This is a genomic window from Psychrobacter sp. TS_SC_6, assembly GCF_056156305.1.
Window position 1 is genome coordinate 2,337,160 of the sequence record NZ_CM149590.1, and the last position, 13,669, is coordinate 2,350,828.

At 41.5% G+C, this 13,669-nt stretch carries 13 protein-coding genes; 3 read left to right on the forward strand and 10 right to left on the reverse strand.

The window, feature by feature from the left end; translation table 11 throughout:
* The first annotated feature begins 103 nt into the window (after positions 1-103).
* Positions 104-910 carry a cytochrome C assembly family protein gene (locus AC0J5Y_RS09910; protein ID WP_475130530.1) on the forward strand — a complete coding sequence of 269 codons (807 nt, stop codon included), beginning with the start codon at positions 104-106 and terminating at the stop codon, positions 908-910.
* Between the two features lie 121 nt (positions 911-1,031).
* Here the strand turns inward: AC0J5Y_RS09910 and purU are convergent, their stop codons facing one another.
* Positions 1,032-1,895 (reverse strand): formyltetrahydrofolate deformylase, encoded by an 864-nt coding sequence (purU, locus tag AC0J5Y_RS09915; RefSeq protein WP_372843110.1) that lies wholly within the window; start codon positions 1,893-1,895, stop codon positions 1,032-1,034.
* 270 nt (positions 1,896-2,165) lie between these two features.
* Positions 2,166-4,379, reverse strand: a complete 2,214-nt coding sequence (locus AC0J5Y_RS09920) for an Ig-like domain-containing protein (protein WP_475130531.1) — start codon at positions 4,377-4,379, stop codon at positions 2,166-2,168.
* 484 nt (positions 4,380-4,863) lie between these two features.
* Between AC0J5Y_RS09920 and rpmB the strand changes: the two genes are divergently transcribed.
* Both rpmB and rpmG read left to right on the forward strand, forming a co-directional pair.
* A complete protein-coding gene (rpmB, locus tag AC0J5Y_RS09925) occupies positions 4,864-5,100 on the forward strand; it encodes a 50S ribosomal protein L28 (RefSeq protein WP_011280972.1) in 237 nt (78 codons plus the stop codon).
* A gap of 165 nt (positions 5,101-5,265) precedes the next feature.
* The gene (gene rpmG, locus AC0J5Y_RS09930; protein ID WP_010201403.1) at positions 5,266-5,421 is read left to right on the forward strand and encodes a 50S ribosomal protein L33; all 156 of its coding nucleotides are present in this window, start codon (positions 5,266-5,268) and stop codon (positions 5,419-5,421) included.
* Between the two features lie 122 nt (positions 5,422-5,543).
* Here the strand turns inward: rpmG and AC0J5Y_RS09935 are convergent, their stop codons facing one another.
* From AC0J5Y_RS09935 to htpG, 8 genes are all read right to left on the reverse strand, one after another.
* Positions 5,544-5,855: a hypothetical protein gene (locus AC0J5Y_RS09935; RefSeq protein WP_475130532.1), complete on the reverse strand. Its 312-nt coding sequence runs from the start codon at positions 5,853-5,855 to the stop codon at positions 5,544-5,546.
* Between the two features lie 184 nt (positions 5,856-6,039).
* Complete coding sequence (locus AC0J5Y_RS09940) at positions 6,040-6,351, reverse strand: hypothetical protein (RefSeq protein ID WP_475130533.1); 312 nt, start codon at positions 6,349-6,351, stop codon at positions 6,040-6,042.
* Positions 6,352-6,469: 118 nt separating this feature from the next.
* Positions 6,470-6,805: a hypothetical protein gene (locus tag AC0J5Y_RS09945; protein ID WP_475130534.1), complete on the reverse strand. Its 336-nt coding sequence runs from the start codon at positions 6,803-6,805 to the stop codon at positions 6,470-6,472.
* Positions 6,806-7,321: 516 nt separating this feature from the next.
* Complete coding sequence (rpe, locus tag AC0J5Y_RS09950) at positions 7,322-8,011, reverse strand: ribulose-phosphate 3-epimerase (RefSeq protein WP_475130535.1); 690 nt, start codon at positions 8,009-8,011, stop codon at positions 7,322-7,324.
* A 162-nt stretch (positions 8,012-8,173) separates the two neighbouring features.
* Positions 8,174-8,434 (reverse strand): TIGR03643 family protein, encoded by a 261-nt coding sequence (locus tag AC0J5Y_RS09955; RefSeq protein ID WP_475132153.1) that lies wholly within the window; start codon positions 8,432-8,434, stop codon positions 8,174-8,176.
* A gap of 266 nt (positions 8,435-8,700) precedes the next feature.
* Positions 8,701-9,591: an S-formylglutathione hydrolase gene (gene fghA / locus AC0J5Y_RS09960; RefSeq protein ID WP_475130536.1), complete on the reverse strand. Its 891-nt coding sequence runs from the start codon at positions 9,589-9,591 to the stop codon at positions 8,701-8,703.
* A gap of 84 nt (positions 9,592-9,675) precedes the next feature.
* The gene (locus tag AC0J5Y_RS09965) at positions 9,676-11,157 is read right to left on the reverse strand and encodes a C13 family peptidase (RefSeq protein WP_475130537.1); all 1,482 of its coding nucleotides are present in this window, start codon (positions 11,155-11,157) and stop codon (positions 9,676-9,678) included.
* A gap of 335 nt (positions 11,158-11,492) precedes the next feature.
* The gene (htpG, locus tag AC0J5Y_RS09970; RefSeq protein WP_475130538.1) at positions 11,493-13,493 is read right to left on the reverse strand and encodes a molecular chaperone HtpG; all 2,001 of its coding nucleotides are present in this window, start codon (positions 13,491-13,493) and stop codon (positions 11,493-11,495) included.
* Between the last annotated feature and the right edge of the window lie 176 nt (positions 13,494-13,669).

A 13,669-nucleotide genomic window follows, 5' to 3' on the forward strand; every position in this document is an offset into this window, starting at 1 on the left:
AAGATGGTGCTCAATTGATTGCCATTTTATGATAAATTGGGTAATTATTCTAATAATACCACTTTAGCATTAAATTAAGCGCGTATTTTGCGCGCAAAATGAGATGAGGTTCTTTATCTTGCAACTTGCATTCTTACTTGCTGTGATGGCTTACCTCTTAGTCAGCGTCTATATGGGTTGGGCGCTGATTCAGGATAAACCTATTCATAAAGGCACCAGCTTAGGCTTATTGTTTGTGGGTATGTTGGCACACGCAGCGCTACTTTATCCGCACGTGGTCACACTCTACGGGCTAAATTTCAATCTGTTCAATATCTTCAGCCTAATCAGTTTGTTTTTTTTGTTTTTTTACGTCATGTTTTCTCTGTATCGACCAATTGTTAGTCTCGGCATATTGGCGGCACCGACTGGCCTTGTAGGTATGTTAATCGGTTATGTTGGGCGTGCGCCTTATCGCCCGATTACGGATATTAGCATAGGGCTTGAGACTCATATCTTGCTTTCGCTTGCCGCCTATTGTGTGCTGCTGATGGCAGCAGTACAAGCGTTGTTCTTACGCCTACAGATACGTGAACTTAAGCATCAATCGATTCACCGCTTTTGGGTAAATAAGCTGCCGTCTCTTCAAAGCATGGAGAGTCTATTATTCGATATGCTATTGGTCGGCTTTGTCCTACTTAGCGTTGCACTCGGCATTGGGTTTATCTACGTAGAAGACTTGATGGCACAGCACCTTGTCCATAAAACAGCCTTTAGCCTAATGTCTTGGCTCCTGTTTGGCGCATTACTTATCGGTAATTGGCGTGCTGGATGGCGCGGAAAACGTGCCGCAAATATGACTATTTATGCTTTTATTTTATTGGCTATTGGTTTTGTCGGCAGTAAATTTGTGCTGGAGATGCTGTTATAAAACTCGTGCTACGATAGTGGTCTAGAAAAAAGCTGCCAGTATTAAATGGTAATACTGGCAGCTTTTTTATTAAATACCTTTTAATACCTTGTTCTAAACTTCAAACCACTCTAATGAAAACCTAATTAAAGACAACTGTCTTATTTCCCGCCACAATCACCCGATTCTGTACATGCCAATTGACGGCACGTGCCAATACATTACGTTCAATGTCGCGACCAATAGCACGTAGCTCCGTGACACCTTGACGATGAGTGACTCGGTGGACATCTTGCTCAATGATAGGTCCTTGATCGAGCTCAGCGGTCACATAATGCGCGGTTGCGCCAATTAGCTTCACTCCTTTATCATAAGCTTGACGATAAGGGTCAGCACCGACGAACGCTGGCAAAAATGAATGATGAATATTAATAATCTGCATCGGCCAGCGCTTAACAAAGTCTGATGACAATATCTGCATATAACGCGCTAACACCAATAAATCATTACCCGCCATTAACGTATGGATTTGCTCTTCTGCCTCTACCTTATTGTCTTTGGTCACTGGCACGTGATGAAAAACGATACCAAAATTTTCGACTGCTTGGCGTAAAGCACTATGATTACTCACAACGCAGGTAATCTCGCAATCAAGCAAACCGCGCTGATGACGCCATAGCAAGTCTAATAAGGCATGATCAAATTTAGATACCAAGATACCAACCTTGGTCTTAATCGCATTGTCATGTAAGCGCCATTCCATATTGTGGCGTTTGGCAACGGTATGTGCAAAGCTGGCTTCAAAGTTATCGATAATCTCACTCAATCCTGCTAAGGCAAACTCTAAGCGCATAAAGTATTGACCGCCTTCATGGGCAGTTGAGTACTGATCTAACGTAATAATATTGCCGCCATAGCGATGAATAAACTCAGATACGGCTTGTACGATACCGGCTTGGTCACGGCATTTAATCAATAACGTGGCTGTAGCAGTGATAGCGGAGATCTCTTTAGATGCCACTTGAAGTGACTTTTTTGGTGAAGCAATCGTTGCAATGTCTGACATAGTGCGCCCAATTAAAAATAAAATGTGCTGCTTACTGTGTATAGATAGCAGCATAGGAAACTGACTATTCTAATCTTTTTTGCAATGTTTTGCTGAGCGCGTTAGTTGTTTTTGGTTATTTAGATTGATTTGGCTGTTTGAGAGGTCAATGCAAAAACCCCCAACGCGAGGGTTGGGGGTTTTCGTATTTATAATATTGTAAGATGCTTACTATATGACAGATATTGTGGTCGTTGTCGTAGTAGCGGCTGGAGCTGGTGTTGTTACTGATACTTTGATTTTATCATTAGGACGACAGCCGCTATATTCGAACTTATAGCTTACCGCGCTATCAACTACTTTACCAACTCCTAGATTAATAGTACTAGGTAATTTCAAATTGCCAGAAGTAAGTTCTGCTTCACAGGTCACATTCGTATTTGCTATAGTTAAGGATGACCCTTCTGGCAACGTGGTACTTACTGAACCCGTACCGTTCCCACTGATTGAAACACTAATAGAGGTTGAACCTGATTTAACAATAGCCGTAGTATTTGGTTCAGCATTTGATACCTGTATTACACCATTCGTCAGTTCTACCGTAGGAGAGTAGTCAGTCTTATCTTCAGCCACAACACTAATGGTAGTTCCTGACGGCATACTGACCGTACGTGCACTATTACCATACATTTTAAAAGCTCGGGTAATAGCCGTCTTTCCTAAATTAGGATTAAGAGAATCAGGTAAACCCTCATATACTGGACTATCGGAAGCTAAACCTAGTATAAACTGTTGGCGTAAGATAGCTGACAGCTTATTATCACAGGTATCTGTAATATTTGGTTGAGAGTTAGGAGAAGGTGCACAAACAGCGCCAGTAGCCCCTCTTCTATATACAAATTCGCCAGCTTCAGAGTCATACTTGTTGTTTTCATTATCATCACGGAAGAAGTCGCCGATGTTATGCGTGAATATATCCCCAGCGCTAAATTGATTATCGCCATCCTTATCAATATAAGCTTTATCACCTTCTACATAAGCAATTACTGCGACACGATTATCTACTGGACGTGGGTTTTGAGTACTGAATTCAACCGTACATACTCCTTTGTTAGTCGCGCAACTTGGCGTTACTCTACCGCCTTCACTGACGAAACTCATTACTGTACCATCAGGTACAGGGTTACCTACTCTATCTACTAATCGTACTGTAATGGTTGCAGTATCGCCATCTACACTATTAGCTAATACGTTTTTGCTCAACGAAATACTAACACCATTTTGAGTTGCACGTCCTGTCGCTACAGAGACGTCTTTTGATAAAGCGAATATACTGGTATTTGATTTTAAGGTGGCTTTAATTTCTACAGGACCGGGTAATGCACCTGGATATAAGTTGACGACGACCTTACCTTGCGAATCACTAGTTACTGTTCTAGGGGCTTGGTTATTTAATGTTACAAAACTAAAGTCAGTAGGTACCTGCAATTTACTTATTTCAACTTGCTGATTGGCAGCAGGTCTGCCATTTGCGAATACAGTAAATTCTATCTGACCTGAGCTTGATGAGCCACTATTACTTGCTCCTAACTGCAGTTTCTCAGTTGTGGTATAAAATATTGAGCTCGCTTCAATACCAGAGATGTTTATAGTCTTTGTTTGTCTGTTTACTGGATTGTTCACAGGAGCAGCAGTGATGGTTTGTGCACCTTCACATAAGTTACCATTATCATCAATAGCCTTATAAGTTGTACTTACATCACCTTGATTGCTTGAAATGACACTATTACTATCAAAACTGCCACAACTAGTAGTGAAGTTTACAGTAACATCGTTTTGGTAGACGTCATTGATTGCATCTTTTGTTTTGAGAGTGATATTTGTATTACTACCCGAGTCCAAATTGGTAGATGACAATGTAAATTCAGTTAATAACACTTGTATAGCCTGTAAAGAAAAGTTATAGCCAAGCGTAGTTTTGGTCAAATCATTATATTTAACAGTCGCGCTGAGCTGATAGCTCCCCGTATTTGTACTATCTGAAGGTTTAACAGATATAGTTGCCTCACCTTTCTCATTAGTCAAAACAGTGTTATTGCTCGTACCAAACGTAACACCTTCAGCCTGAAAAGATACTAAAGCATTGCTTATTGGCTTTTTATTATTATCAGTCACTATTACTGTTGCGCTTGCTCCAGCTGAAGTAATAGTTCGAGTCACGTTACCATTAGGATCTACTAATATTATAGATGTTATATTAATAGCACTTACTGGTATTCCTGTTCCATCTTCACCACTGGTACCAGGCTGCTGTACCTCTAAGTCAGGTGTAGGCGCAATTATGTCTGTGCCGTCACCACCCCCACAGCCAGCCAATGCCAATGCACAAGTCAAAAGGGTGAGCTGAAATAATTTAGAAGTAAATGGCAATGAGCTGTATGACATGTTTGGAACTCCGCAGCGGCAATCATTTATGTAAGTGGACAGGCAAAATCATTACACAGAATCTTAGTAGATTGGTAATGATACACACATTTACAATAATGCCAGTAGTATTAACAGATTGTATTAAATATATAACTGAGACTTTACTGACTTTTGTCATAACTTACAACTAAAAAGTGAATCCTTATTATTAAATAATCAATAACATAGGGCGATCATTTCAGGGTATAATAGCTACCCTTTAAACCAACAACTATCACAAAAATATTTGAGTATTCATTACTTTTATGGTATAAATGTCGGCTTTAAAATTTTCTGATTTGGTTTGCCTGTTATTTGCCTTTAGATGACAGTAAATCAGCTCAACCTTCATATAGTTTTGTTTGGTGCAAAGCTGCCGCTTGCTGTGTCCATGCCGCAAATACGTGCAACTTGCCCAGACTGGTATGAGAATCCCTCATACCTCATAGATTAGGAGTTCGCCATGTCTAGAGTTTGCCAAGTGACTGGAAAGCGCCCTATGGTGGGTAATAATGTTTCGCACGCAAACAACAAAACCCGTCGTCGCTTTCTACCAAACCTTCACAACCATCGTTTTTGGGTAGAGTCGGAAAATCGTTTTGTACGTCTACGTGTGTCTACCAAAGGTATGCGCATCATTGACAAATTGGGTATCGATAAAGTGCTAGTAGATCTACGCGCACAAGGTCAAAAAGTTTAAGTAAATATTGGCAGCCTAATCTATCGATGAATATCGCTATTTAGGCTGCTGCTATGCTGAATATTTACCAGCTCATACGTTTATGACTGGATACTATCTACAGCAACTTAATACTTTAGATCCATACCTATCGATTGAAGACCGCTCATTTACAGGAAAGCCATCATGAGAGATAAAATTAAGTTAGTATCAACTGCTGGTACTGGGTATTACTATACCACTACCAAAAACAAGCGCACTATGCCTGGCAAAATGGAAATCAAAAAATTTGATCCAAAAGTACGCCAGCATGTGATCTTTAAAGAAGCAAAAATCAAATAATCTCCATTTTTATAAATGGTTTTATTTGAACAAAAAAAGGGTTTATCAATCGATAAACCCTTTTTTATTATCGCTATTTAGACTGACTACTATTCATCTATTTGCTATTGATTTATACATCATCAACTGTAGTGCGTCGGCTCTTTATCATAGACATGCGCATGCCATTGACTCATCTGCTTTTGCATGATGATTTGGATTGCGGCATGAATCATATGCTGACCTATCGCTTGGGTATCACTACCTAATATCTCTTTTAATTTATCAGAGAAATCAATGGTCATCAGCGGCGCATCGTCCTGTTCAGCATCGCGTAATAATAGCTTACCATCCGCCGCCTCTACCAGCTCAAGTGTGGTTTCTTTGGCAAATCCTGCAAATTGGTCGGTACTGTCATTATCTACTTCTATATCATTATCGATATCATATGGCATTCATTTATTCCTTATTGTCCCGTCTCATACTTGCAAAGACACTCTCATATAGCAAGGCTATCATCTTACAATCACACGGATAAAACAGCATTATTCATACAATGGACGCTTCAGCCTTGAAATTCAAGGTCTGTCACATAAGTCCTCTATATAAATACTACTTGGATGTGCGGTGCTTGTAACATTAGCGCCAGTAGCGCAGTTTTGCTAGGGTAAATAAGAAGGCAACAAACATACCCAGATAATACATAAGCTTTAACTCTAATGTTGGATCGCGATATTTGAATGGTAAGGCGACTGTCGCGGTCGCGGTTGGTATTATCAATAACATCAGCAGCCAGTTTTCAAAAACGTGTAGCCAACCTTGTAAATCAGTACCATGTCGCAGTGACGATAGTCCTAGCAGCAGACAGGCAATAATTAAGCTGGTAAATAAACCATTGGGTAAGTCTTTTGGATAAATGATGTCGGCAATACTGGTCGGGATAATTCTCATGTAAAATTCCAGTCAAGCTTATAGAGCCTGACTTAACGATTAAAAAGTGTCACAAAAACAGCTTATGAATATTATCGCGCACTATTTGTTCAGGCGCTTTATCTATACCGATAAAAACTTAACTATAGGTACCCATCAGCCACAACATAGCCACACAAGCGGTCAACCAGCCAAGCGTTAAGGCATTTCTAGTCTCAATATGCAGGCCTTTTACTTTATTCAGCAGTCGTGAACCGAGCCAAAAAAATAATGGAATGCCAATCACAAATGCAGGCACGATCACCGCAGCATGGCGTAATACTTCACCAACATCCTCCCCAACCATCAAGCGAAAGCCATAGCCAGCTAGGCTCAGCACAAGGGCGAACATGGCTAAGCCAATCGTAATACCTTTAGGTACCAAGCTACGTGATGGCAAGTCTGAATTTTGATGTTTTAGGTTTTGCATATGCATATTTTACCTTTAGCTGACGTGTCGCTTAATATAGCTAATCCAATTTTAAAAGGGTACAAAACTACTGGGGTTAATTAGGGCGTGTTGAACATTCACAAATAGGCACTGCTGATCGCTAAAACTGTTCCAGACAAGGCGCAAGTCGATGATAATGTGAATAACCTTAGCAAGACTTGCAACACCGTATGGGGCAGTTTTAGCATCAGCCTGAAAGGACAGGACTCTTTTTTGCCGCTTCATTGCTAAAAATAGACGTATAGAATGACTATACTTACTATTTTTACCTTCGAATCGCCTAAAAAATAGTCTTTGTCAGTGCCATGGTCGAATGTTCAACACGCCCTATTTGCAGCCTCTGTCTGCGTAGGCACAGCAAGCAAGAAAAATTGACCCCAGTAGCACTTTATAACATTTGTATTTCTTTTATTTAGGACCGACTATATAATCAATCATACAGCGGCTATTAATAATAGGTAACTTTACTATTTAATAGTATACAACTTACTATATGGAGCGTTACTCCCCATTTGCCAAGGCAAGCTCTGCACGCATGGCATCGATTGCCGCTTTATAGTCTTCTTGGTTAAATATCGCTGAACCGGCGACGAACATATCGGCACCTGCTTCGGCAATGGCACGGATATTACTGGCTTTGATACCGCCATCTACTTCTAATCTAATGTCTCGACCGCTGGTAATGATACGCTGACGCACTTGACGAACCTTTTCTAGCGTCCCTTCAATAAATGACTGACCACCGTAGCCAGGATTGACACTCATCAGTAGGACCTGATCCACTTTATCCATGACATAATCTAGATAATGTAATGGCGTTGCTGGATTCAATACCAAACCGCACTCTGCGCCTCCATCTTTAATCAACTGCAAAGAACGATCGATATGCGAGCTTGCTTCCGGATGAAATGTGATGATGCTGGCACCTGCCTCTAAGAACTGCTCAATCATACTATCAACAGGGCTAACCATTAGATGCACATCAATTGGTGCATCAATCCCATAATCACGCAGCGCCTTACAAATCATGCTACCAAACGTCAAATTGGGCACATAATGGTTGTCCATCACATCAAAATGGATGACATCAGCACCAGACTCTAATACACGTTCTACCTCTTCACCTAAACGTGCAAAGTCAGCAGATAATATAGAAGGGGCGATTAAATACGGCTTAGAGGGACTGATCATAATTGAGCTACCTAATGGATATTTGACTAAGGATTTAATATATAGATGTATGCATAGCACGAATAATACGTATGTCTATTATAACGGATAATCAGGGTCTATAATGGGTACTGAGTATCGATATTATAGCTGCACTCAGCAGATACAGACACATGCAGACAATTAGCGCGGTTTATATTGGGTTTTGCAATAAGCACGACCTATCGTAAAACTTCGTATTGCTTCATGCTTGGTAGCGCGATTGCTCATCCGCTTTCGCCATAAGCGAAACGAGGACGGTTTTAGCGCCTGACGCATAAGTGTAATGACATCGGACTCATTGAGCCCATAGCTATGCTCTATCGCCTCAAACGGTGTCCTGTCCTCCCACGCCATCTCTATCACTCGCGACACTTGTGACTCATCGAGGTCATGATTAGTCATATCATTGCTAGAAGCTGCGATAGCTGGGCTTGATTTGACTGCATGAGTTTGAGGATTATTTAAATTGGTACTGGTATGGTCTCGCTGTTTATTCTTTAAAGCAGCATCCATATCCGCTTGCATGGTAGCAAGCGTAGATGCAGCAGCAACGGAATTACCCTCTACTGATGGAGTATCGACGGTAACAGTGCTTAAATCTTGATAACTTGCCATAGATACGACCTTTTAAATCTGAAACACTATAACGAACAATATGAGATTAAATTTTAGCTAAGCTGTGCCATACGCCAGTGATGTTCAATATGGTCATTGATCACTGTTTGGATAAAATAATAGCTATGGTCGTGACCGGCTTGATAGCGCAATGTTAATGGCTGCTTGGCATTTGTACAGGCTTGTTGTAACTTTGACGTTTGTAATTGACCATCGGCTAAAAACTCGTCGGCAGCGCCTTGGTCAACCAAGATGCTTGAGTATTGCTGACCAACTTGTTCAATCATCTGAGAAGCGTCTGCTTGCGCCCACAAGCTCTTGTCATCACCAAAATACTCTGTATAAGCCGCTTGGCCCCATGCCGACTCACTAGCGGCGCACACAGGTGATAAAGCTGACACACTGACAAACTTACTTGGGAATTTAAAGCCCAATAATAACGCACCGTGTCCACCCATCGAGTGACCCGTGATACCAATACTATGAATCGGAAACTCTGAGCGTAATAAATCATATAGCTCATCAACGATATAGCTTTGCATATTAAAATGTTCAGCCCATGGTGCTTGCGTCGCATCGACATAGTAGCTTGCACCTTGACCGACAAAATAACGCTCATCATTTGCCACCTCATTATCTTCACTACTTCTAGGAGAGGTATCTGGCGCAATAAATATCATGCCAAGTTCGCTACATTTTTGTTGAAAATGCGCTTTGTGGGTCACATTATCTGCATTACAAGTGAGACCTGATAAATATAAAATCGCCGGACAACGCTGCCCTGCTAGTGCCTCATCAGGCAGATAAATACTAAAGGTCATCGGCGTCTTGGTAGCTGCTGATTGATGACTGTAATAACGCTGCTCACCATCAAAACAACGATTGACACTTTTTTGCGTCAGCTGGGTGCTGGCTGAGAGACTGTGGTTATAAGAATTATTCATGAGCAATATCCTTTCTAGCTAAGACAAAATAGTTGAAAACAGATGCTTATTTAAAAAAGCATCTGATTAAAAATGGGACAAAAATCAGTTCGCTGTGTTCTTATTACCTACAACTGTGTCTGCGCCCGTATTTGGTGAAATATTGATAGTCGTTATCGCATTCGACGTATCTGTAATGCTAGCAAGCGGCGGTCGTATTTTATCAAATAACACTTGCTCAAATGCTGGCAACGCCGTTTCCATCAAACTACCGATCACCATTTGTGGCTCTGATGGCTCAAACCCCATGTAAAGCTCACGCTCCTTTACTCGATAAGCGGCGTCTTTAAAGGCAGCAGAAAAACTGGTGTTTTCTCTTAAGCTTTCAGCAAAAAAGGCTTGCCCAAAATAGGTCATCTCAGCACTATTGGTACAGCCAAATGACATCTTGTCTGTTGCTGAAGCGGTAATCACCACCGTCGTGGGCGACGCCAATTCATCAATAAAAGAGCCTGAATAACACGCCGATACCACGATGACCCGCCAGCGAATACCTGAGGCATCTAACGCTTCTCGAAGCCATGTCGCATCCAAATTATCTATCGCAAGTGGCGGATTGGATAAATGAATGAAGTCCTGATCGCCATGCGATGATAGTGTCATAAACAGCACGTCTTCATCAGCATTCATCTGCTGACCAATTCTTTTTAAGCCGCGTAAGATACTTGTTTTGGTGGCAATTGGCTCATCTAGCCAAGTATAGTTATTATTAATTAGTGCCAATGAATGCCCGCTAGTACCAAAACGCACATCAAACAGCTCACGTATTTTATTAATCTCAGAGCGGAAAACGTTTTGATCAGAGAATCCCGCCACACCCATAAAGTACCAATCACTTTTGCCCGGTATGCTAGGATCTATACGGGCCAGTGCCTCTTGCAGTAAACGGGGCTGTTCATATAAGGCAGCTTCTTCTAATACTGGCTCTACCGGTATCTGCTTAAATATGGGCTGATCAGCGACGTTACGCTGCCAAATCGTCAATAGTGCAACAGCACCGATGAGGACGATGATACGCTCCCACCACGGTATACGCAGGCGACGAGAAAATATCCATAACAATGCCAAGGTCTGCCATAAAAACAGCACCAAAAATAGCGTTGGTAAAAACGAATAACTCCAATCAGGCAACCAACTATAACTGCCCAAAAACTGTACTAAGCTTTGTAATAGAGCAGATAAAGTATCAGCAACTAACCACAGTACGACAGGCACAAAAACCAGTGCTTGATTGCCTGCGCGCCGTGCCAGAATAATACCGCCAAGTAGAATAATCATCGGCCATATGAGATAGCTGACCAGTCCTTGCTCATTGAATATACTGCCGTCTGGAGCAGCTAACCAAGAAAATAAGACATTACTACCCAATGCCAATAGCGCAAATACAGCGAACTGAACAAAGGTAGGTTTGACCCAAGAGAATGCCCGTGTTGAGCCTACTAGCATCCACAAGGTTGCAATAATATTGGCAGCGAAATTGAGCGAAAAGCGCTGCAGTGAAACGGTTTTTAACGACGCAAGTGACAAAGACTTAGACCTCTAGCCAGTCGAGAGAAATAAAACAAATCAATGATAAAATATTTTGATATCGATGCCGTTTATCGTCTTTCATTTAACTTGTTTACACGGCATAAGGATATCAATTTTATATTTAATTCACTATGAAATGGATATAAGAGACGGATAGCGCACATCAATATTACTGACTAATATTTTAGCTCGCTAATCTATCGCGATTGTAACGGATTGTCGGTCAAGAGCATAAGGCTGAATTGTAAAATTCGCTTAAAAACCCATCAAAAAAGGAGGTCTTAAATTTAAGACCTCCTTTTTTATCAAAATCTTCTATCAAACCTTGAACATTATCTCATTAATAACTCATTAACACGTCTGAGATAAGCCGCTGGATCATCTAACTGACCACCATCTGCTAGTAATGCTTGGTCGAAAATAACTTGCGCCAATTTGTCAAAATCTTCGGCTGACTGCTCACTGGTCTCTAACTTTTTAATGAGTGGGTGATCAGGATTTACCTCAAGCGTCGGTTTGCTTTCTGGCACATCTTGACCCATTTGCTTAAGCATCTGAATCATTTGTGGTGATAACTCACCTTCTCCAACGACTAAGCAGGCAGGACTATCAACCAAACGCGTCGATACTTTAACGTCTTTGGCACGTTCGCCTAACGCCGTTTTTAGCTTATCAACGACTGGCTTCATGGTTTCTTGCGCTTTTTCAGCTTCAGCTTTTTCGGCTTCGTCTTGCAAATCGCCCAAATCAACTGCACCTTTAGCGATGTTTTGTAGCGGTGTCTCATCAAATGAGGTCAAGAAATTCATCGCCCATTCATCAACACGGCTAGTCATCAAGATAACTTCGATGCCTTTCTTTTTGAACAGCTCAAGTTGTGGGCTATTTTTAGCAGCCGCTAGATTGTCAGCCGTTAGATAATAGATGGCTTTTTGACCGTCTTTCATACGTGCTTTATAGTCTTCAAAACTGGTGGTTTCACCATCTTGCATGCTGGTTGCATAACGCAGCAATTTGGCAATACGTTCTTGATTGCCCATGTCTTCGCCTAGACCTTCTTTGATAACATCACCAAATTCAGCGTAGAACTGCGCGAATTTTTCTTGCTTATCACTGTCTTCACTGTTGGCAAGGCTAGCCAGCAAAGTCAAAATACGACGCGCGTTACCATCGCGGATAGACTTCACATCACGCGACTCTTGTAATAGCTCACGGCTGACGTTCAATGGCAAGTCGGCTGAATCGATGACACCTTTGACGAAACGCAGGTACATTGGCAACAGCTGCTCTGCCTCGTCCATAATAAAGACGCGCTTAACATAAAGCTTTAGACCATGCTGCTGCTCACGAGTATATAAATCTACAGGGGCTTTTTTAGGAATATACAATAGTTGCGTATACTGAACACGACCTTCGACACGGTTATGCGTCCATGCTAGTGGCGCGTCCATGTCATAGGTGATATTTTTATAAAAATCGACATACTCTTCATCTTCAATCTCAGAGGCTGAACGTGTCCATAGGGCGCTGGCTTTATTAATGGTTTCCCATTCGTCAGTTAAGACCATTTGACCATTGGCAGGCGTGTCACTTCCTTCTTCAACCTCATCTTCTTGCCAGACTTCTTTACGCATCTGAATCGGTAAGCTGATATGGTCAGAGTATTTATTAACCAACTGCTTAATTTTGCCACGGTCTAAATAGCTGTCTTCGCCCTCACTATATTGCTCTTTTAAATGCAAAGTAATGGCGGTACCACGCGTCGCTTTCGTGATAGGCTCAACGGTAAAGCTACCCGTACCATCAGATACCCAGCGTACGCCTTTATCCGCAGGTTCGCCAGCTTTGCGGGTTTCAACACTGATCGTGTCAGCAACGATAAAACCCGAATAAAAGCCAACCCCAAACTGACCAATCAACTGACCATCTTGCTTTTGTGATTCAGACAGCTTGTCTAAAAATGCTTTAGTGCCAGATTTGGCAATCGTACCCAAGTTTTCGATGGCATCAGCTTCATTCATGCCGATACCGTTGTCAGTAAAGGTGATGATTTTGGCATCTTCATCAACCGCAATGCGAATTTTTAGCTCGCCATCGTCTTCATAAAGGCTGTCGTCATTGGTCGCTTCAAAGCGCAATTTATCACAGGCATCAGAGGCGTTTGAAACCAGCTCACGGACAAAAATATCGGAATTAGAATATAGCGAGTGCGTCACTAAATGCAATAATTGAGCTACCTCTGCTTCGAAGGTATGTTTTTTTAATTCTGGGCTGCTTTTATTAATATTGATGCTATCAACTTTTTGATTATCAACTGGGTTCTGTTCACTCATAAAAAACTCCTTCAATTCATGTTAAAAACTTATTATAAGATAGCAGTACTCAGACGAAGCTTACTCAATGAATATTAGAGAGCTTACGTTTTGAACACTGCTAAGCTGTTTATACTAATAGGGGCGCAGGAGAAAATTTCAAGCGTAAAAACTTGATTCGATAAAAAACACCGCCC